The organism is Acinetobacter lwoffii (assembly GCF_024129435.1).
GTDB classification, from domain to species: domain Bacteria; phylum Pseudomonadota; class Gammaproteobacteria; order Pseudomonadales; family Moraxellaceae; genus Acinetobacter; species Acinetobacter lwoffii_F.
Genome location: NZ_JAMXXN010000001.1, coordinates 182,142 through 200,748, shown reverse-complemented (window position 1 = coordinate 200,748; position 18,607 = coordinate 182,142). Strand labels below are relative to the sequence as shown.

General features: G+C 43.4%; 23 protein-coding genes. 2 read left to right on the top strand and 21 right to left on the bottom strand.

Going from position 1 to position 18,607, the window contains the following annotated elements; all coding sequences use genetic code 11:
- Positions 1 to 98: 98 nt before the first annotated feature.
- Positions 99 to 1,250, bottom strand: coding sequence for a cell division protein ZapE (gene zapE, locus NI455_RS01050; RefSeq protein WP_005252217.1), 1,152 nt, complete (start codon positions 1,248 to 1,250; stop codon positions 99 to 101).
- A gap of 84 nt (positions 1,251 to 1,334) precedes the next feature.
- Positions 1,335 to 2,342 carry a helix-turn-helix domain-containing protein gene (locus NI455_RS01045; protein WP_253112002.1) on the bottom strand — a complete coding sequence of 336 codons (1,008 nt, stop codon included), beginning with the start codon at positions 2,340 to 2,342 and terminating at the stop codon, positions 1,335 to 1,337.
- Positions 2,343 to 2,486: 144 nt separating this feature from the next.
- Here NI455_RS01045 and NI455_RS01040 point away from each other — a divergent pair, with 144 nt between their 5' ends.
- Positions 2,487 to 3,983 (top strand): flavin-containing monooxygenase, encoded by a 1,497-nt coding sequence (locus NI455_RS01040; RefSeq protein WP_253112001.1) that lies wholly within the window; start codon positions 2,487 to 2,489, stop codon positions 3,981 to 3,983.
- Between the two features lie 67 nt (positions 3,984 to 4,050).
- The gene (locus NI455_RS01035) at positions 4,051 to 4,959 is read left to right on the top strand and encodes a LysO family transporter (protein ID WP_253112000.1); all 909 of its coding nucleotides are present in this window, start codon (positions 4,051 to 4,053) and stop codon (positions 4,957 to 4,959) included.
- Between the two features lie 157 nt (positions 4,960 to 5,116).
- Here the strand turns inward: NI455_RS01035 and NI455_RS01030 are convergent, their stop codons facing one another.
- The 19 genes from NI455_RS01030 to NI455_RS00940 form a co-directional block, all read right to left on the bottom strand.
- On the bottom strand, positions 5,117 to 5,308 hold the full coding sequence (locus NI455_RS01030) for a hypothetical protein (protein ID WP_253111999.1): 192 nt from the start codon (positions 5,306 to 5,308) through the stop codon (positions 5,117 to 5,119).
- An 85-nt stretch (positions 5,309 to 5,393) separates the two neighbouring features.
- Positions 5,394 to 6,074 carry an orotidine-5'-phosphate decarboxylase gene (gene pyrF, locus NI455_RS01025; protein ID WP_004645455.1) on the bottom strand — a complete coding sequence of 227 codons (681 nt, stop codon included), beginning with the start codon at positions 6,072 to 6,074 and terminating at the stop codon, positions 5,394 to 5,396.
- Between the two features lie 36 nt (positions 6,075 to 6,110).
- Complete coding sequence (locus tag NI455_RS01020; protein ID WP_004278852.1) at positions 6,111 to 6,470, bottom strand: lipopolysaccharide assembly protein LapA domain-containing protein; 360 nt, start codon at positions 6,468 to 6,470, stop codon at positions 6,111 to 6,113.
- Positions 6,471 to 6,494: 24 nt separating this feature from the next.
- Positions 6,495 to 6,800 (bottom strand): integration host factor subunit beta, encoded by a 306-nt coding sequence (locus NI455_RS01015; protein WP_004278853.1) that lies wholly within the window; start codon positions 6,798 to 6,800, stop codon positions 6,495 to 6,497.
- A 163-nt stretch (positions 6,801 to 6,963) separates the two neighbouring features.
- Positions 6,964 to 8,640 (bottom strand): 30S ribosomal protein S1, encoded by a 1,677-nt coding sequence (gene rpsA, locus NI455_RS01010; protein WP_004278854.1) that lies wholly within the window; start codon positions 8,638 to 8,640, stop codon positions 6,964 to 6,966.
- Positions 8,641 to 8,750: 110 nt separating this feature from the next.
- The gene (gene cmk / locus NI455_RS01005; RefSeq protein ID WP_004278855.1) at positions 8,751 to 9,434 is read right to left on the bottom strand and encodes a (d)CMP kinase; all 684 of its coding nucleotides are present in this window, start codon (positions 9,432 to 9,434) and stop codon (positions 8,751 to 8,753) included.
- A 17-nt stretch (positions 9,435 to 9,451) separates the two neighbouring features.
- Positions 9,452 to 9,883 carry an SRPBCC family protein gene (locus NI455_RS01000; RefSeq protein ID WP_005247314.1) on the bottom strand — a complete coding sequence of 144 codons (432 nt, stop codon included), beginning with the start codon at positions 9,881 to 9,883 and terminating at the stop codon, positions 9,452 to 9,454.
- Positions 9,884 to 9,943: 60 nt separating this feature from the next.
- Positions 9,944 to 10,459, bottom strand: a complete 516-nt coding sequence (tadA, locus tag NI455_RS00995; protein ID WP_005106574.1) for a tRNA adenosine(34) deaminase TadA — start codon at positions 10,457 to 10,459, stop codon at positions 9,944 to 9,946.
- A 6-nt stretch (positions 10,460 to 10,465) separates the two neighbouring features.
- Complete coding sequence (locus NI455_RS00990; RefSeq protein ID WP_253111998.1) at positions 10,466 to 11,587, bottom strand: enoyl-CoA hydratase/isomerase family protein; 1,122 nt, start codon at positions 11,585 to 11,587, stop codon at positions 10,466 to 10,468.
- Positions 11,584 to 12,297, bottom strand: a complete 714-nt coding sequence (gene ung, locus NI455_RS00985; protein ID WP_005247316.1) for a uracil-DNA glycosylase — start codon at positions 12,295 to 12,297, stop codon at positions 11,584 to 11,586. Before ung ends, NI455_RS00990 begins: the two co-directional genes overlap by 4 nt.
- Before the next feature lie 46 nt (positions 12,298 to 12,343).
- The gene (locus NI455_RS00980) at positions 12,344 to 12,940 is read right to left on the bottom strand and encodes a 6-pyruvoyl trahydropterin synthase family protein (protein WP_004278864.1); all 597 of its coding nucleotides are present in this window, start codon (positions 12,938 to 12,940) and stop codon (positions 12,344 to 12,346) included.
- Between the two features lie 152 nt (positions 12,941 to 13,092).
- Entirely contained in the window at positions 13,093 to 14,064 is a 972-nt protein-coding gene (gene gspK / locus NI455_RS00975; protein ID WP_253111997.1) for a type II secretion system minor pseudopilin GspK, read from the bottom strand.
- 6 nt (positions 14,065 to 14,070) lie between these two features.
- On the bottom strand, positions 14,071 to 14,712 hold the full coding sequence (gspJ, locus tag NI455_RS00970) for a type II secretion system minor pseudopilin GspJ (RefSeq protein WP_191112500.1): 642 nt from the start codon (positions 14,710 to 14,712) through the stop codon (positions 14,071 to 14,073).
- Positions 14,709 to 15,260 carry a type II secretion system minor pseudopilin GspI gene (gene gspI / locus NI455_RS00965; RefSeq protein WP_404976566.1) on the bottom strand — a complete coding sequence of 184 codons (552 nt, stop codon included), beginning with the start codon at positions 15,258 to 15,260 and terminating at the stop codon, positions 14,709 to 14,711. Before gspI ends, gspJ begins: the two co-directional genes overlap by 4 nt.
- The gene (locus tag NI455_RS00960) at positions 15,250 to 15,801 is read right to left on the bottom strand and encodes a type II secretion system protein (protein ID WP_005106567.1); all 552 of its coding nucleotides are present in this window, start codon (positions 15,799 to 15,801) and stop codon (positions 15,250 to 15,252) included. Before NI455_RS00960 ends, gspI begins: the two co-directional genes overlap by 11 nt.
- Positions 15,802 to 15,810: 9 nt before the next feature.
- A complete protein-coding gene (locus NI455_RS00955) occupies positions 15,811 to 16,425 on the bottom strand; it encodes a TetR/AcrR family transcriptional regulator (protein WP_005252237.1) in 615 nt (204 codons plus the stop codon).
- Positions 16,426 to 16,466: 41 nt separating this feature from the next.
- Positions 16,467 to 17,240 (bottom strand): TatD family hydrolase, encoded by a 774-nt coding sequence (locus tag NI455_RS00950; protein WP_005106566.1) that lies wholly within the window; start codon positions 17,238 to 17,240, stop codon positions 16,467 to 16,469.
- A 27-nt stretch (positions 17,241 to 17,267) separates the two neighbouring features.
- Positions 17,268 to 17,609: a PilZ domain-containing protein gene (locus tag NI455_RS00945; RefSeq protein WP_004278877.1), complete on the bottom strand. Its 342-nt coding sequence runs from the start codon at positions 17,607 to 17,609 to the stop codon at positions 17,268 to 17,270.
- Between the two features lie 15 nt (positions 17,610 to 17,624).
- Entirely contained in the window at positions 17,625 to 18,605 is a 981-nt protein-coding gene (locus NI455_RS00940; protein ID WP_253111995.1) for a DNA polymerase III delta subunit-related protein, read from the bottom strand.
- Positions 18,606 to 18,607: the final 2 nt, after the last annotated feature.

The following is an 18,607-nucleotide window of genomic DNA, read 5'->3' as shown; positions in this document are numbered from 1 at the left end:
TTTAGATCAAGATTAAGCCATGTTTGATCAGGCTTGTCGATAATTTAAGTACCTATTTTTATAAAAAAAGCGCCAGTAAATAACCAGCGCTTTTATTCTTACTCTCCGTTCACGGAGGCGATTTTCTCAATCTGGCGATGTTCAGAATTCAGGTATTCATCTGACTGCATTTCCAGCAAACGGGAACGGGTCCGTTCAATTTCAAAGGCCAGTTTCTCACCCTGGTAAATATCCACGATATTATCTTCCGAGGTTAAGAGCAACTTGACGCCGCGGTCATAAAATTCATCCACCAGATAAATAAAACGGCGTGTTCCATCATTCAGGAAATCGGTCAGGTGCGGCACATTGCTGACCAAAACCGTATTATAAATATTGGCGATTTCAATAAAATCAGCCGGGCTTCGTGGTTTTAAACACAGCTCAGAAAACTCGCACCACAATACATCTTCAGTATGTGACACGGTTTCAACAATACGGTTGTTGATAATAATCGGCTCTTCAGAACAGGTCTGTGTCTGAGTCAAAGCGCTAAAACGTTGTGCAATCCAGTTTTTATGATCATGTGTTAACGGGAATTTAAACAGTTGTGCCTGTTTTAGAACCCGTAGACGGTAATCGACTCCTGCATCGACATTTAATACTACACAGTTTTTCTTGACCAGTTCGATGGTAGGCATAAAACGGTCACGGTGAATGCCGTTTTTATATAAACCGTCCGGTGCGATATTCGAGGTGGCAACCAAAGTAATACCGCGTTCAAACAGCTTCTGGAAAAGATCGCTCAGGATCATCGCATCCGTCACGTTAGATACAAAAAATTCATCAAAACAGATGATGACCGCTTCTTTATAAATCCGATCCGCCACGATATCTAGCGGATTACGCTGTCCGGATAATTTGTTTAACTCACGATGCACATGCTGCATAAAATGGTGAAAATGCATCCGGGTTTTACGGCGAAACGGAATCGAATCGTAAAACTGATCCATGAGCCAGGTTTTGCCACGCCCTACTCCGCCCCACATATAGACACCTTTGGGAGACGTCTGACGGCGAAAGCGGCGAAATGCTTTTTTCGATGCCTTAAAACGCTGAATCAATTCCAGCCAGACACGATTCAGTTCATGTACTGCCATTGCCTGTGCTTCATCAGGCATAAACTGTCCTGAAGAGATCGCTTGCGCATAACGTTCTGCAGGAGAAATCGGACTAAAAGCGGTGCTGTGCTGTGAATTAAAATCGGACATAGAATTTCGTACTATTTGGGATCAATTTAATTATAGCGGAGTTTAATCAACACGCTATAACACTTTGGCATAAACAAACTTAGGCTATTTTATATATTGCCGAGGACTTTGCCCAAACCAGCGTTTAAAGGCATGGTTAAAAGCAGCCGGCTCAGAATAGCCTAATAATTCTGCAATCATCTCAATCGAATACTGTTTATATTCAATCAGTCGCAAAGCCTTATCTTTAATAATTTCTTCGCGAATTTGCTTATAACTCGTATCACACTGCTGTAACTGATGTCGCAAGGTTCGTTCCGGAATATTCAGCGCCTGTGCCGTTTCAGCCATACTCGGCATTAGGCCACTTTGGATTTCCAGATAATCCTGAACACGCTGCACCACAGTCGGCGTCTGCTCATCCTGTTGCAAACGTTGCATTTCAGCCAGACATTTGGCTTCATAGACAGCAAAAGTGACCGTATCCGCAGAGGGAATTTTAATATCCAACACTGCTTCATCAAACCAGAATGCTGCCCGAGGTGCATCAAACTGTACCTGTGTTCCATAATAATCATGGTAGACCTTTAAGGTATTCAGATCTTCTGGATAGGCAAATGGCAACTCGATCCGCAAATCAGGTTTAGATAAGCCCATCAATTTGTAAATTTCCCGAATAAACTTAAACGTTCCGGAAATCTCCGCCTGTGCCAGCAGCATCCCCAAATGATCATCCTGCTGCTTTGCTCGATAACATAGCGCGCTATGATGCTCGCTTTGCTGCAAGGCCAACTGACCGGTCAAATGCGTCAAATGCTGAAAACGGATCACCTGATTCAGTGCATCGCGTACTGTAGGACTGGTCACCAGCAACATGAGTAAGGGACCATAACCTGCCAGGGCATAATGCTGGCCAATCAATAATCCCTGTTCAGGCTGAATTTCCTGCCCCACCACCTTGAGCACATCATGTTCCAGACTCGGATGGATCACCGAGCTTGGATCAAAGGCATCTACACGCAGCCCAATGTTTTGCAGTTTCTGATCGACCTGCATGCCAGCCTTACGCATCCCTTGAATCAAATACATCAGACTGAGAACAGAACGTTTCATAACCATATAAATACAATGTGCTTGCACTAGTTGTACTATAAAAATAATGTGCCGGCTATTGCCGTTTAGATCAATTTTATGTCTAATCGTTTAGGAGCAAATTACGATAAATATCCAACATTAAAATAAACAAGGAATGTATGAATGCTAGATCATGCCACTGCCACACGCTCCCCCTCTCATACCAAAGTTGCCATTATTGGAGCCGGTTTCGGCGGTATTGCCATGGCAATACGTTTACAGCAACAGGGTATTGATGATTTTATTATTCTGGAAAAAGGGAGCGATTTTGGCGGAACCTGGCGGGACAATCAGTACCCTGGAGCAGCCTGTGATGTGCAATCACATTTATATTCTTTGTCATTTGCACCGAAAAGCAATTGGTCCAAGCGTTATGCAGAAGCACCCGAGATATTTTCTTATATTCAGGATCTGGTGACCGATTATAACCTGCGTGCTTTTTGCCGTTTAAATACCGAAGTACTGGCAGCACATTACCAGGCAGAACGCTGTCTATGGCAATTACAGCTACAGGATCAAAGTATCCTTGAAGCCCAGTTTGTTATATTCGCTTCCGGACCTTTACATATTCCGCAAATCCCAGATATTCTCGGTATTGAGAAATTCCAAGGCAAAGTCTTTCATTCTGCGCAATTGGATCACACTTATGACCCGACTGGCAAAAATGTCGCATCGATTGGAACAGGTGGCAGCGCCATTCAATATATTCCGGAAATTGCCCCGAAATGCAAACAACTGTATGTCATGCAACGTACTGCGGCTTGGGTCATTCCTCGGGATGAACGTGCCTACCCGAATCTTGAAAAGAAACTCTTTAAAAAATATGACTGGTTTAGAAAGCTACACCGTGCCCGCCTGTATTGGTCAAATGAATCGCGTGTGGTACCGATTGTCAAACCGGGCATTATGAAATTCACCCAAAAACTGGCAGAACTATTCATTAAATATGAGGTTAAAAACCCTGAATTGGCCAAGAAACTAACTCCCGATTACATCATGGGCTGCAAACGTATTCTGGTTTCAAATAAATACTTCCCGACGTTTAACCGCCATAATGTGGAACTGGTGACCGAGAAGATTCAGGAACTGACTGAACACAGTATCATTACACAAGATGGAAAAGAGCGGCCGATTGACTGTCTGATTTATGGCACCGGATTCATTACCGATCCACGTATCTATATGAAGAATTTTCAATGTACCGGGCTTGATGGCGTAGAACTGAATGAAATGTGGAAACAAGGTGCTGAAAGCTATTATGGAATTTGCGTGAAAGACTTTCCAAACCTGTTTCAGTTACTGGGGCCAAATACCCTATTGGCACACAATTCTGTCATTTTTATGATTGAGGCACAAGTTGAATATATTTTGCAATTGATGCAACTGGTCGATCAATCCCAAAGCGATGCCATTATGGTTAAAGACCAGGCACAAGATACATTTAATCAGCAGGTGCAACATATGTTTGAAAAGACCGTGTGGCAATCTGGCTGTGTCAACTGGTATCAGCAGGAAGGTGGCAAGAACTTTGCCTTATGGCCAACTTATACCTGGAAATACTGGCTCAAAACCAAAAAGCCAAATGCCACAGATTATCGATTATTGAATAAAGTCGCCTAAAAGCTTTTACCATCTGACATCAAGCGGTGGCATAATTTATAGGTAATTTTTTCAATCCATTAAATTTATGCAATCGCTTTGGCTTATCTTTCAGCTTCTATTCTGTCTAGCACTCGGTTTTGCCATGGCAAAACAAATTCCGCTTTCGATTATTAAAATCTGTTTCAAGCTATTGCCCTATTTTAGCTATGTTTTATTGATTGCAATTGCCTTTGAATTTTCACAATTGGTAGATAAATTGCAGCATCCTCTCCAGATTTTGAGTACGTCGATCAGCATTGCCTTTCTGACCTCGCTCGGTGCTTTTGCATTTTGCTATCTACTATTTAAATGGGCAGGTTATCCTCCTAGTTCCGGTCGGGTATCCGTCGACCTGGTGCTTAAATCCCTACTGAACATGAGCTATGCCTTTTTGGCTCTCGCAGGCGGATATTGTTTACATACGGGCTTGAATCTATTTGATCTATCCGTGCAAATCAGCACCTGGCATTTGTTGCTGGTATTTATGTTCATGATTGGCCTGGATCTGGCTTATTCACCTTTAGATCGTTCCTGGTTAAATTTTAAAATTCTCTTAGTTCCGATTGGTTGTATTTTTGGTTCATTATTTGCAGTCATGCTTTATTCATTCTGGAATACAGACATCAGTCTAAAAGATTTGATCATGCTGTCACAAGGCTATGGATTTTACTCAATGTCAGGTGTTGTCGTAACAGAACTCAGAAATGCAGAACTCGGCAGTATCGCGCTAATGAATGACCTGTTTAGAGAAATTTTTGCCATCTTACTCATGTATTGTATGGGCTGGAGATACCCAAGATCCGCCATTTCCGCAGCGGGTGCAACTGCGATGGATGTGACTCTACCGATGGTTAAACAGGCCTGTGGGCATGATTTTATTCCACATGCCATGGTCAGTGGTTTTATTTTGTCACTGTTAGCACCAGTCATGGTGAGTGTATTGGCAGCGATTTAATTACTTTATCACTTTCTCAATCTCACTAAATTCCTCTTTTATAAAAAGGAACTCTCCTCCCTGATTCAGTTTAAAAGCAGAATTTTAAAACGAAGCACAAGCAAGTAGGCCGAGAGGGCTGACTAAAAACTTAAATCAATATCACTTAAGGCATCGCCTACTGTTTCAATAACATCCGAAGCAAGACTGATGGCATCAGATGCCAAACTGACCACATCGATCCCCGCTGTCCGATCTGCTGAGCTTGCCTGCTGTTGTTGCTATTCTTGTTGCTAAGCTGTTCTGCCTGTTGAATATTTTGAATCACGTCATTCTGTACTTTTTCTAATTGTGGTTCAGATGAAGTCATCATTTTTCCTTTTTATTTTATAACCATTTTTTCAATATATAAAAAAAGCCTTTCGACTGAAAGGCTTTTTGTCATTCAAACCGTATTAAAGCGTTGCCAAAATATCTTTCAAAGTCTGACGCATATTTTTAGACTGGGTAATCGGGCGACCAATTACCAGATGTGTTGAGCCATCTAGCATTGCCTGTTTCGGTGTCACAATACGTTTCTGGTCATCTGCATTCGACCCTTCTGGACGAATGCCGGGTGTCACTAATGCAAAGTCTTTTCCAATCGTTTCACGTAACATTTTCGCTTCTTGAGCTGAGCAAACCACCCCATCTAGACCACTGTCTTTTGTCAGTTGTGCCAGACGTTTTACATGCTCATTTGGCTCAATATCCAGACCAATATCTTTCAAGTCTTCACGGCCCATTGACGTCAATACAGTCACTGCAATCAACTGAGTTTTATAATTACCCGCTTGCAAACGCTCTACACAGGTTTCCATCATCTTGCGGCCACCTGAGGCATGCACATTGACCATCCACACACCCAAATCTGCTGCCGCGCATACTGCCTGTGCTGTTGTATTTGGAATATCATGAAATTTCAGATCCAGAAATACATCAAAGCCTTTATCTTGAAGTGCTTTGACAATAATTGGACCTTCATGGGTAAATAACTCTTTACCAACTTTAAGTCGACACAAGGCAGGATCTAACTGTTCTGCAATGGCTAAGGCATCAAATTGGCTTTTGGCATCTAGTGCGACGATGATACTCAAGAGATTACCCCTTCATATAGGCAAAAAATAAGCCCATTATAATGGGCTTTGATTTTCATTGGTAATATCTAATACAGTTTTTTCATGCCGGGTATGGGCTGCTGCTTCAGCGGCCATTAACTTGGCTGTATTCAACTGTTCCTTACGTAGATGTTCAATGTCTTTACGCAGTCGTTTAATTTCCCAATTCGTCTGAAAAACCCGGAAGATCTGAACGCCCAATAACAGGCCCAAAACGACACCTAAAGATAACGTGAGGAGAAGTAATAATCCCAGGCGCATTGCGGGAACTTGAGTAAATAACAAGTCCACTGACAATTCAGTACCGTTTTGCAAAACTAAAGCTAATGAATAACCAAACAGTACCAATAAAAGAATGACCAGAACGTAACGCATGAACACCCCGCAAAATATTTACAATTATTTTTGTGCAGACTCGTTCACAGCGTCACGAAGTGCCTTGCCTGGTTTAAAGTGCGGAACTGCTTTTGCAGCCACTTCTACTGATTTACCAGTTTTAGGGTTACGACCTACGCGCGGTTCACGGTGATGCAATGCAAAACTACCAAATCCACGAATCTCGATACGATTGTCAGTTGATAATGCTTCTATCATTTGATCAATCATAATTTTAACTGCTTCTTCCACTAAAGGCTCAGCCAAATGCGGATTTTTTAACGCAATACGCTCTATTAAGTCAGACTTATTAAGTGCTTCAGTAGTCATCTGCGACCTCTTTAATTATCAAGCTACTTGGGATCTATTTCCCGATAATAACCTGTTTAAATACAAAACGGTAGCGCAATAATTAAATACTACGCTACCGTTTACAGTATTTGTATAAAAAGTATTAGTTAACTTACATTAACAATACAATTCAAACGCTTACTTAGTTGCCCATTTGAGCTTTGATCAGGTCACCAATCGTCTTAGGACCATTGTCTTGACCAGCAGGAGCTGTTTTCAAGTTAGCAACTGCTTCTTTCTCTTCAGCTTCGTCTTTCGCTTTGATAGACAAGTTGATTGCGCGAGATTTACGATCTACGTTGATGATCTTCGCTTCAACTTCTTGACCAACTTCAAGGAACTTAGTTGCATCTTCAACGCGGTCGCGGTTGATTTCAGATGCTTTCAGAGTCGCTTCAACTTCGTCAGCTAACTTAACAGTCGCGCCTTTAGCATCAACTGCAGTTACAGTACCTTTAACCAACGCACCGCGTTCGTTAGCAGCAAGGAAGTCATTGAACGGATCGTTGTTCATTTGCTTGATGCCAAGGCTGATACGGTTGCCTTCAGCGTCTACAGAAAGGATAACCGCTTCAACAGTGTCGCCTTTTTTATAACGACGAATCGCTTCTTCGCCTTGTTCGTTCCAAGAAATATCAGACAAGTGAACTAGACCGTCGATACCGCCTGGTAAACCGATGAAGATACCGAAGTCAGTGATAGATTTGATCGTACCAGAAACTTTTTCGCCTTTGTCGTGGTCTTTAGCAAACTCTTCCCACGGGTTAGCACGAGTTTGTTTGATACCAAGAGAAATACGACGACGTTCTTCATCAACTTCAAGAACCATAACATCAACTTCGTCACCAATCTGAACAACTTTAGATGGGTGGATGTTTTTGTTCGTGTGATCCATTTCTGAAACGTGTACTAAACCTTCAACGCCTTCAGCGATTTCAGCGAAACAACCGTAATCAGTCAGGTTAGTTACGCGCGCTTTAACGATTGAACCTTTAGGGTAACGGTTCATGATCGCTAACCATGGATCTTCGCCAAGTTGTTTAAGACCTAGAGAAACACGGTTACGTTCGCGGTCGAATTTAAGTACTTTAACAGTAACTTCTTGACCCACTTCAACAACTTCTGAAGGGTGCTTGATGCGTTTCCAAGCCATGTCAGTGATATGAAGAAGACCATCAATACCGCCAAGGTCAACGAATGCGCCGTAGTCAGTAAGATTTTTGATCGTACCAGTAACTGTTTGACCTTCTTCAAGCTGAGCAAGAAGAGCTTCACGGTCAGCTGAAGATTCAGCTTCCATAACAGCACGACGTGAAACAACAACGTTGTTACGTTTAGCGTCAAGTTTGATTACTTTGAATTCTAACTCTTTGCCTTCTAGGTGAGTAGTATCACGAATAGGACGAGTATCAACTAAAGAACCTGGAAGGAACGCACGTACTGGACCGATGTCAACAGTGAAACCACCTTTAACTTTACCAGAGATAACACCAGTAACGATTTCGCCGTCTTCAAAGATTTTTTCAAGTTTAGTCCAAGTTTCTGCGCGTTTAGCTTTTTCGCGAGAAAGAACTGTTTGACCCATACCGTTGTCAAGTGCTTCAACAACTACGTCTACAGTGTCGCCAACTTGAACTTCAAGTTCGCGCTGTTCATTTAAGAACTCAGCACGGTCAACAACGCCTTCAGATTTAAGGCCAGTGTCAACAGTTACCCAATCAGAGTCAATGCTTACTACAACGCCCTGGATAACTGCACCCTTTTCAACGTTGAGGTTTAATTCGCTTGCTTCAAAGAGGGCTGCAAAAGATTCGGTCATGATATTTCCGATAAAGTCAGCGGTCTTGGATCAGACAAGGCCGGTTTAATTAAGCATCTACATAGTCCATATAAAACTGATCAAGCTATGCGTTTGCTGATAAAATTGGGTTAATTTGCTAACTGCTGATCCACATAAGTGGTCATCAGCTGGAATACTTCATCGATATTCAAATCTGAACTATCAATAATGTAAGCATCATCCGCAGGCTTGAGTGGAGCGACAGCGCGTTCCGTATCTCGTTTATCGCGAGCGATGATATTAGCTAAAATGTCGCTTATTTTAACATCCAGTCCCATGCCCTGCAACTGCTTTACACGTCTTTGCGCGCGTGATTCAGCCGAGGCCGTCAAATATATTTTTGCCTGAGCATTCGGGAAGATACTTGTCGCCATATCACGTCCGTCTGCTACCAGACCAGGCGCCTGTGCAAAGGCATGCTGACGTGAAACCATCGCTGTTCTAAGCTCAGGAATTGCTGCAACTTTTGAAGCAAACTCTCCTACCCGTTCAGTTCGAATAGTTTGGGACACATCTTCACCATCCAGCCACACCTGCACCCCGGTGTCGGTACTGACAAACTGGATATCTAAATTTGTTGCGATTTGTACGCATTCTGGCAATTTCGTGTCTAGCGAATCCAGCAAATCATGGTGATGCAATGACAAACCCAAAAGGCGGTATAAAGCACCAGAATCCAATAAGTGAAACTGATAATGTGCAGCCAGTTTCGCTGCTAACGTGCCCTTGCCAGACCCACTTGGACCATCAATGGTAATAATTTGAACTGTCATTGCTTTCCCGTTGTTGTTTAAACAGATTTTGCGAGTTTTGTCAGGCCTAGTTTAATCGCTGCCTGTAACTGTGCAAGGATTAATTTACTCACAAAAGGCGCACGTGCCTGCAATTCAATCGTATAAGTTACTAACGTTTTGTCATCAGCCAGTGCTTCAAATTCAATAATGCCTAAATGATGCTTGATCAATGGATTTTTAATAATCTGATATTCGATGCGATTATTTGGCTCGAACAAGGTAATTTGTTCTTTCAGCGGCTTCACTGGCCCCATACCCATTGCACGTACTGAACCGAGTCCATCAGGATATTCAGCATCCGCAGAATCCTTGATTCGTTCGACCTGCATCGGTGCGAAGGCAATATTATAGGTGGCATGCTTGGACATCAAATTGAAGACATCATCAAGGGCTGCTGGGAATTCTTTTTTTACTTGGATGCTGTTCATTATTGTTCCTGAAGATTGCAGATATTTGAAAGTGGGAAAATTTTAGCGGATAAAGTAAATTTACTTCTGCGTATTTAATAACTTTTCTTGTAACTTGAATTGTCGTTTCTGCTCGCGACGCAACTTAAAAAATGCACTGAGCTGTTCAGAGCATTGCTGCTGCATGCAGCCTGCCTGGAAAGAAAATACGTGATTATAATAACCGGTTTCAAACAGTTGACGCGCACTCACCAGTGAACCTGCTTTCGCTTCAAATGCGCCAAATACTACCCGTGAAACCCGTGAATGCACCAGCGCACCAACACACATGGTGCACGGCTCTAAAGTCACATAAAGCACTGCATCATCAGGTAAACGATAATTCTGGATGTTTTGACAGGCATCACGTAGTGCAACAATTTCAGCATGCGCAGTCGGATCATTCAACGAGATGGGCGCATTAAATCCCTGACCAATGATCTGATTCTGACTGACGATAATTGCCCCGACGGGGATTTCTCCCTGTGCAGCAGCAAGTGCAGCCTGCTCGTAAGCACGCTGCATCCAGTATTCATCTGTAAATTGTGTTTCGGACATTGAAGCTTAAATCACACCATAATGCTTGAGCAGCTCATTCCAGCTTTCAATAGTCGTAACTGGAGGATTCCCAGACAGGATCCCTTTCAAGCTCATATCTGCACCTTTTTTCCACTCAGGACTAAGGTCTTTATCGACCAGACGCGCTCGCACACCTTCGACAAAATCATGATGACGGATTTTCCAGTCTGAGATCTGAACTTCCAGTTCGAAAACTTCATTCCAGGAATGTATCTGCTTACCCCATTGCCACAATAGCCAGGTCAAGGCTGCAGTAGTTGGCGAACCTTTTTTCAGGTTTTCACTGGCCTGACGCAACCAGTCACTGCGTGCGTCACTCAGGCCAATAATCGACTCATAATCATGCTCAAAGTTGACACCACGGCAAACACTATGAATCACATCCAGAGAGTTTTGCAACGGTCCCGGGCCGACCGGACGGTGCATACTATTCAGGGTGTCATCAATGGCACGGAAGTCACCTGCAGGATAATGCTCCCAGTCAATATTAATGACTTTATCCAAAACTGAATCACGCTGTGCATCACAAATATGCGTTGCCCAGCCAATCCCGTAAGCGCCCGCAGCAGTCATGATTGAACCGGTCAAGCCGGTAAATAGACCAATCGCACCACGATCTGCCAAGAAGCGGGTTGCACCCACGTCTGGATACAAACCGATATTGATTTCAGGCATTGCCAAACGTGAATAGGGCGTCACTAAACGGAAAGGCGCCGCCATAAACAGCCCCAAGCCGCCGCCCATCACATAACCTTCACCCCAGACTAAAACGGGTTTGGCATAATTATGCAATAACAGATCAAGTGCATATTCTTGCTCAAAGAATTTATTGGCAGTCGCGACTTCATCATTAATCACTAACTGACGCAGTTTACGTACATCCCCACCCGCACAGAACGCTTTCGGTGTGGTTGAATCCAGCCAGATGGCTTTTACACTGTCATCATGATGGAAATCCTGAAATACTTCCAGAAGTGCGGAAGCGATCGATTCATCCAGCGCATGCAAAGATTTCGGGCGATTTAAACGAACGATACGCCAACCATTGTGCGCTTCTTCAACAATCAGATCTGGATGATAATGTTTAGTAAGGGGAGAATATTTCATGCGTCCAGCTGCCAATCTATAGGCTCAATGCCATGTTGTTTGAGGTAATTATTCGATTTCGAAAATACTTTGCAACCAAAAAAACCACCACGGTTTGCGGCCAAAGGCGATGGATGTGCTGCCTTTAACACGAGATGCTTGTCTTGATTAATGCGCTGTCCTTTACGCTGTGCGTATGCGCCCCAAAGAATAAAGACAATATGTTCACGCTGCTCATTTAATACATCAATGACGTGATCGGTAAATTCTTCCCAACCGCGCTTTTGATGCGAAGTCGGCTGACCTGCTTCTACGGTCAGTACTGCATTTAACAGAAGCACACCCTGCTCTGCCCAATGCGTCAAGTCACCATGCTTCGGTCTTTCAACCCCAACATCAGCATGTAACTCATGAAAAATATTACGCAAAGATGGTGGTAATGCAACCCCCTTTTGCACGGAAAAGCTTAATCCATGCGCCTGATTTGGGCCATGATAAGGATCTTGCCCCAAAATTACCACTTTTACCCGATCTAGCGGCGTGGTATTTAACGCATTAAAAATCAGATGATTGGGAGGATAAATGATTTTATCTGCTTTTTTTTCTTCAACGAGAAATGCTTTTAATTCATCCATTTTTGGACTGAGCAAAAATTCACTCAATCCATATTTCCAGCTTTCATCCAACTGAACTTTATTCAGCTTGGCCAGTTGCTGTTCATTTAAAGACATTCTTCAATCCTAAATCTATGTCAATGGATTTAAAGTCACGCAGACTTTAAATCTGTACCTGTAAATCTACTGTAGGGTTATGAAATGGTGTGCCCTGTTTGAGCTTGGCGAACATGTCCGGATCTGTCCATTCGGCTTGCACCTGTTCAGAGAACTCAAGTTGCTCTAGACTCAAAATTCCCATCTGTTCATTTTGAATATCTTCTAAAAAGCTTTGTGCATAGCCGGTGTCAGTTTCATGCACAATCACAGAATAGACTTCGACATCACCTTCGCCATTTTGAGTCACGGTCGATGCCAGCACTTGCTGTGCCAGAAAGAAGAAAATACGTGAAAACTGCTCTGCTGATGGCGATACCGGCAAAGATACCCAGCGCGCGCTGAAATTCTTGCAGGCCTGAATATATTCCGGGTCGTCATTTTGCCAGAAGCAGATGGCATGATCGAAAGAATCAAAGAAATCCTTAATCACACCTTTAAGCAGACCAAAGTCATAGACCATTTGACCATGATCTAGCTTCGAGGCTTTTAGCAATAACTCGACTTTATAACTATGGCCATGGATCGAACGCTTACAGCGATCTGACGTGCAGTTACGCACAATATGAGCATTCTCAAACTTAAATAACTTACGAATTAACATATGCCGTAATGTCGTCAAAAAATAGGTGAATTAATTTTGATTATAAAGCAAAAGTAAAGCTTTGAGGATTAATTTTGCTGTTTAGCATGATAGGGAAAAGGCATCAGCCCGGCATTTGCGCTTATCCAGCCTGTACAATTCATGAGCTAAAATTAAAATGGCGCCATGCTACGATAGGCTACATAAACCTGTTTGTCCTGACGAACCAGATCACTGCTGAATTGGCGCTTACGCTCACTTAAAACCACTTCGATTCGGGCTTTAAAATAATTGGATTGAACCCCAAGCAGACTGTTAAATAGATTACGCTTATCCGCATCAACCTGAGCGAAAGGCTCGAGTGACCACAAATCAGATACATTGGAAAAATACTCCAAATTGGCCTGACGCTGATCCAGCAATTGCTGCACCGCATTCACATCCAGCTTTTCATCTATACTCGCCAAAAGAAAAGCTGAAGCCGTATTAATATTGACCGGACTCTCCTGCACCGGTGAAGTACTCAGATAAGGTGCTATCAACTTATATTTATTCTCTTCAAAACCGCGTACCAGCTTTAATTCTTCCACGCTATGAAATTTTGCATTTGGTGGCAAAGCGGCATTCGGCAAACCTTGATAATAATTAGATTCAGCACCCATGCCTCCACTAACCAGCTCGTCTGCATCCTGCCAATCAATGACTGCTTCACTGAGCTGTACCGGCAAACCGGCACGTTTTAAAATCAGCTCGAACCATGCTTTGGCATTTTCATTGACAGCACCTTCGGCAGTGATCAGGCTATTTAAATTAAACTTGCCTGATTCATCCTGTATTATTCCGGAGACATAACCGTCATCTACCGGAAAAGCTGGCATGGGCTGCGCCCAGGTTTCCTGCAGATGGTCGACCTCTGCGGCATTTTCAGCATCATCGACCAGCAATTCAGAAAAAAAGGCCTCAGCACTTTTGGCATACATTAAGGACTGGTTTTGTCGCATCAAATAGGCAGTGCTTTCAGCAGTTGCAGCTTGACGTTGCGCAATCGTAGCCGCCAGAATAGTCGCTAGCGCTACCATCACCAGAATGGTAATCAGTGCAATGCCCTGCTGCTGCTTGATCATGATCGCTTTATTCATTTTCATTTCTTATTATTCTGAGCTGGGTTGACCGGTGTTCTGAGTATCAAGCAAAAAGTCCGTATTCAATAAACTGAACATCCATTCATAACTTACACCATTCACGGTTAAATTGATTTTAATCCCTTTAGGCAAACGCTGTTTATGCTCTAACTGATTCAGATCAGCAGAAGCATCCGGCCATTGCGTGAGTTCATTCGGATTAAGTACGATGATCTGAAATTGTTCCACTTCCGACAATAAAACACTGGATTCGGGCTGATCTTGACCTGCCTGATTTAGATTCCGGTATTTCAAGCGATAAAGTTTCTGCTCATCGGCTCGATACTGATATTCAATGCGCTCATCTGGAGAAATCCCTTCTTCCAAAGGATCAGTTACCCCGGTTTTACTGAAATTAAAGCGTCCGTTCTGCAGCACTAGAGCCGGTTGAATATCCCCATTGATGTTGGCCGTTAAGGGAACTGTCTGTACGGTATCTCGCAGAATCTGCTGATAGGTTTGTTGTAACTGACCTAGACGCTGTTCATGAATCACATTCTGATCTTTAGTTTTGACAATATAATCAAAAACTTTCCAGCCCAAAGCAGACAGCACCGCAAAGATCGCAATTGCGACCATTAATTCAACTAGGGTAAATCCTTTAGGCTTCATGGGGTATTGTTCATGCGATGATTAAAGAACATCAGACTGCTGATGCCAGATTCAACCTGACCACTGTCCTGATTAACCAGACTAATCTGTAATTCGATTCGCTGGACATTCGGACTGACCGTCGGCTCACTACGCTTGTCAATCTGCCAGGTTTCACCTTGCTGGGTCAGCTGTTTGGAAGCCGTGCCTTCCATCCATTCCTGATTGATTTCCATTTGTGCCACTTCATTTAAGGCAACAAACTGTGCTTTGGTACGTAGAATGGCATTTGAGGTGGATTGGGTATATTGCATCGCGACTTTGGTCAGGGTTATGGCTGCGGTCGCAAAAATTGCCAAGGCGACCATAACTTCCAATAAGGTAAAACCTGAGGCACGATTAAGTCGAGTAACACTCGACCTGAGCGACATTGTCGCGCAAGAAAGTCCGATAGCAGCGCAAGACGAAGTCCTATGCTTGCAGCACACATGATCAAATCCATGAACACTCGCCTTAAACAACTTGATTACACCAGACCCAGCGCTCTGCTTGAAATATCTAGATTTCATTGATTTTACCCAGATGATCAATCTCAATCGCAGCACCCACTTCACGGTCTTCTAAAAAGAACTGAATCCGCACCGGCTTGACTTCACCATTGCCGAGCCAGATTAATTGAGGTGAATTTGCCTGAGTCAGGTCACGATTTTGTGCCCTGGCATAACGCTGCTGTTCCAGTGCCTGAATTTGAAAGGAAATATGATCAGGCAAACTACGCAATTTAAAATCTGCATAATTTTGCCATTTCTCATTTTGCAGGTTCGGTTCAGTCTGCGCTGCCGAACGATATTCTATAATTCCATAGCGAAATGGCGTGACATCTGTCGCTGATTGAACGTCAAGCGCGAGTATTCTGGATTGGTCATTAGCCTCGCGTAGCACCCGTTGCAAGTCCACCAATAAAATTTCCCGTGCCTGCATCGCTTTGCGCTGATCGACACCACTGGTATTCAGCAGCACTAGTGAAGCCATAATTCCCATAATCACAATCACCACCATCAATTCGATTAAGGTAAAGCCACGAACTGCACTGTGAGGTGATCTGATCATAGGACAACCTTAGGCAAACTGCTCGGCTGAATGTACCTGCTTAGGCAAAGCCAGTGCCTGATCGATATAGGCTACACGCAAGGTATCGCGCGAACCCAAATAACGCTGATAGAAACTGGAATTAAGAATTGCAGCTGCACCATGGGTCAACGACCAGATCGAAGCCAGATAATCGCGTACTGACATGCGGCTATTAATAGAAGCCAGATAAGTTTCTGTCATACGGATAATCAGGCGTAAACGCTGTTTGCGCACCTGATAAAGTTCGCTAAAAAGGTGCTGGATTCCAACCCCAGTCGTCGACAGGCGTTCTTCAATCTGATGAAACAGCACGGTTCGTTCCGGATGATGTAAATGATGCAGCATAAAGAAGGCCAGATGTTCAGGAAAGGCTTTATCGCTATCCTGAATCATTTCCAGCAACATGCGCTCATTACGGATAATCAGCAGCATGTACAGCTCATCTTTACTCTGAAAATGTTTATAAAGTGTCCCTTTGGCCAGATCAAGCTCGGCAGCCAGCGCATCTAGCGTCATTCCTGCTTCACCATTTTCCAACAGGAGCTGTTCTGCAACTTGAAAAATCAAGGTTTCTCTTGCTCGAAACTGAGCCTGACGATCCATCTTCACCCTATAAACTCTCTTTGTACTTTATATAACTTTATTTACTTTAAATTCAGAAGATTTTCAAAGTTCTGCTTTGTGATAAAAGCCATTTCTTCTAGCGACTTATCATATACATCGCAAAGCGCTTTGGCTACATAAGGAACGTATTTAGGCTCATTAGATTTGCCACGATACGGCATTGGCGCAAGATAAGGACTATCGGTTTCAATCAGCACACGATCCAGCGGAACCTGTTTGGCGACATCACGCAGATCCTGCGCATTTTTAAAGGAAACAATGCCGGAAAATGACACATAATAGCCGCAGTCCAGTACCGCTTTGGCGGTTTCCCAGTCTTCGGTAAAACAATGCAAAATCCCGTGAGTCGATTTTTCCGCGCGGATAATATCAACGGTATCATGCTTGGCGGAACGGGTATGAACAACTACAGGTTTTTTGGTGATTTGTGACGCATGAATATGCCGGGCGAAACAGGCCTTTTGCTCTGCAATAAAATCGGTACTGTGATAATAATCAAGACCGGTTTCACCGAGCGCCCAGACTTTCTCCGGTTGCGCCAGTTCGACCAGATATTCAGTCGTGGCACGCGCCATGGTTGCAGCATCTTCGCAAGGATGTACGCCAACGGTATATCCGACATCTGCATGACGCGCGGCAATTTTGGCCAGCTCGATATGATCATCTAGATCGACCGAGATACTCATGAATTTGGAAACACCGGCTTCACGAGCCTGAGCCAATGCTTGGTCCAGATCACCATGATATGGTGTCAAATCAAGCAGGGTTAAATGACAATGAGTATCTACAAACACGATGCGTTCCTACCAAGGGTAAATTAACTACATAGTGTAACTTTTACGTCCTTCAGATTTAAGACCCGCAACCAGACGATCTGCTTCATTTTTGAAATAAACGCCTTTTTCACCGCTTAACTGGATGCCAAAGCCTTGTGGCTTGATGCCATTCTGCTTTTGCGAGACCCAGATGACTTTACCAGTTAAAGGAATTTTCTGGGTCTGGTCAGGCAAAGTCGTCAATACAAAAACCTCTTCGCCCAGTTTAACCGGCTGCTTGGAAGGAATAAAAAGCCCACCACCCACAACATAAGGCATATAGCTGGCAAACAGTGTTTCGATGTCAGGAATATTGGCCTGAATAATACCGCCCATACGTGGTTGCATGTGATTTCCCCTTAATTAAAGATTCATCAGCTTGATAAACAATTCATCAATAACCAGATTGCTTTGGACATTCTGTTCAAGGAATTGTTTAGCGCGCTGAAAATCCTCATAAATTTTAAAAAGTGCTTCTAATGAATATTGTTCGGCAAGCACATTGAATTCAAGGTCAATGTTTTTCACCGTCTGATTTAGCTTGACACAAATTAAATCGGACAACAAGTATTCAAACATTTGAGCAAATTCACCAAAACTCAGGCTTTTATTCCATTTGGTCGCAATTGCCAGTGGCATATTTTTTTGAATGACCAGTTTTTGCCAGTCTTGCAGGAATTCCTGACGCAGTGGCAGCCAGGCACTTTGTGCAACCTCTAATGCCTGTAACGGCATCTGATTAGACAGGTTCATCAATAATTGTTGCTGGCTAGAACCTGCATCCGGGAGCTGATTCTGGACATAATCGCTAAATTGTTCTGCGGAAATTCGATCCAAAGCAAAATGCTGCAAACGACTGCGTATAGTCGCGGGCAATTTTAAATAATGATTCGCCAGTAAAATAATGACCGTATTATCACCGGGTTCTTCCAGTGTTTTGAGTAAGGCATTGGCAGAGGCAATATTCAAGGCTTCTGCCGGCTCAATCACAATCACGCGCCAGCCATCTACAGTCTGTTGCACAAAAGGCAGCAGATCGCGAATCTTCTCGATCTTGATTTTGGCATTCTGTTTTTTATTGTCGTCATCGGTACTGATATGCACATAGTTGGGATGGGTGTCTGCCTTTAACCATTGACAGCTACTGCATTCACCACATGGCCCGGCAGGCTGACGATTCAGGCATAATACCCAAGCCAGAAACTGTTGGGTAAACGCTTCTTTACCACAGCCTTTTTTTCCATAAAACAATAAACCATGTCCAAGCTTGGGAAAGCGCCCGGTCAGGGTTTCCCAAACCTGTTGCTGCCATGGATAGATATATGCATTGACATCAAAAGGCATGT

Bases quoted from the DNA above. Each gene is read 5' to 3' on its own strand.
- zapE (WP_005252217.1), bottom strand. From the start codon at position 1,250: ATGTCCGATTTTAATTCACAGCACAGCACCGCTTTTAGTCCGATTTCT.
- NI455_RS01045 (WP_253112002.1), bottom strand. From the start codon at position 2,342: ATGAAACGTTCTGTTCTCAGTCTGATGTATTTGATTCAAGGGATGCGT.
- NI455_RS01040 (WP_253112001.1), top strand. From the start codon at position 2,487: ATGCTAGATCATGCCACTGCCACACGCTCCCCCTCTCATACCAAAGTT.
- NI455_RS01035 (WP_253112000.1), top strand. From the start codon at position 4,051: ATGCAATCGCTTTGGCTTATCTTTCAGCTTCTATTCTGTCTAGCACTC.
- NI455_RS01030 (WP_253111999.1), bottom strand. From the start codon at position 5,308: ATGACTTCATCTGAACCACAATTAGAAAAAGTACAGAATGACGTGATT.
- NI455_RS01020 (WP_004278852.1), bottom strand. From the start codon at position 6,470: ATGCGTTACGTTCTGGTCATTCTTTTATTGGTACTGTTTGGTTATTCA.
- NI455_RS01015 (WP_004278853.1), bottom strand. From the start codon at position 6,800: ATGACTACTGAAGCACTTAATAAGTCTGACTTAATAGAGCGTATTGCG.
- rpsA (WP_004278854.1), bottom strand. From the start codon at position 8,640: ATGACCGAATCTTTTGCAGCCCTCTTTGAAGCAAGCGAATTAAACCTC.
- cmk (WP_004278855.1), bottom strand. From the start codon at position 9,434: ATGACAGTTCAAATTATTACCATTGATGGTCCAAGTGGGTCTGGCAAG.
- NI455_RS01000 (WP_005247314.1), bottom strand. From the start codon at position 9,883: ATGAACAGCATCCAAGTAAAAAAAGAATTCCCAGCAGCCCTTGATGAT.
- tadA (WP_005106574.1), bottom strand. From the start codon at position 10,459: ATGTCCGAAACACAATTTACAGATGAATACTGGATGCAGCGTGCTTAC.
- NI455_RS00990 (WP_253111998.1), bottom strand. From the start codon at position 11,587: ATGAAATATTCTCCCCTTACTAAACATTATCATCCAGATCTGATTGTT.
- ung (WP_005247316.1), bottom strand. From the start codon at position 12,297: ATGTCTTTAAATGAACAGCAACTGGCCAAGCTGAATAAAGTTCAGTTG.
- NI455_RS00980 (WP_004278864.1), bottom strand. From the start codon at position 12,940: ATGTTAATTCGTAAGTTATTTAAGTTTGAGAATGCTCATATTGTGCGT.
- gspK (WP_253111997.1), bottom strand. From the start codon at position 14,064: ATGAAAATGAATAAAGCGATCATGATCAAGCAGCAGCAGGGCATTGCA.
- gspJ (WP_191112500.1), bottom strand. From the start codon at position 14,712: ATGAAGCCTAAAGGATTTACCCTAGTTGAATTAATGGTCGCAATTGCG.
- gspI (WP_404976566.1), bottom strand. From the start codon at position 15,260: ATGAAATCTAGATATTTCAAGCAGAGCGCTGGGTCTGGTGTAATCAAG.
- NI455_RS00960 (WP_005106567.1), bottom strand. From the start codon at position 15,801: ATGATCAGATCACCTCACAGTGCAGTTCGTGGCTTTACCTTAATCGAA.
- NI455_RS00955 (WP_005252237.1), bottom strand. From the start codon at position 16,425: ATGGATCGTCAGGCTCAGTTTCGAGCAAGAGAAACCTTGATTTTTCAA.
- NI455_RS00945 (WP_004278877.1), bottom strand. From the start codon at position 17,609: ATGCAACCACGTATGGGCGGTATTATTCAGGCCAATATTCCTGACATC.
- NI455_RS00940 (WP_253111995.1), bottom strand. From the start codon at position 18,605: ATGCCTTTTGATGTCAATGCATATATCTATCCATGGCAGCAACAGGTT.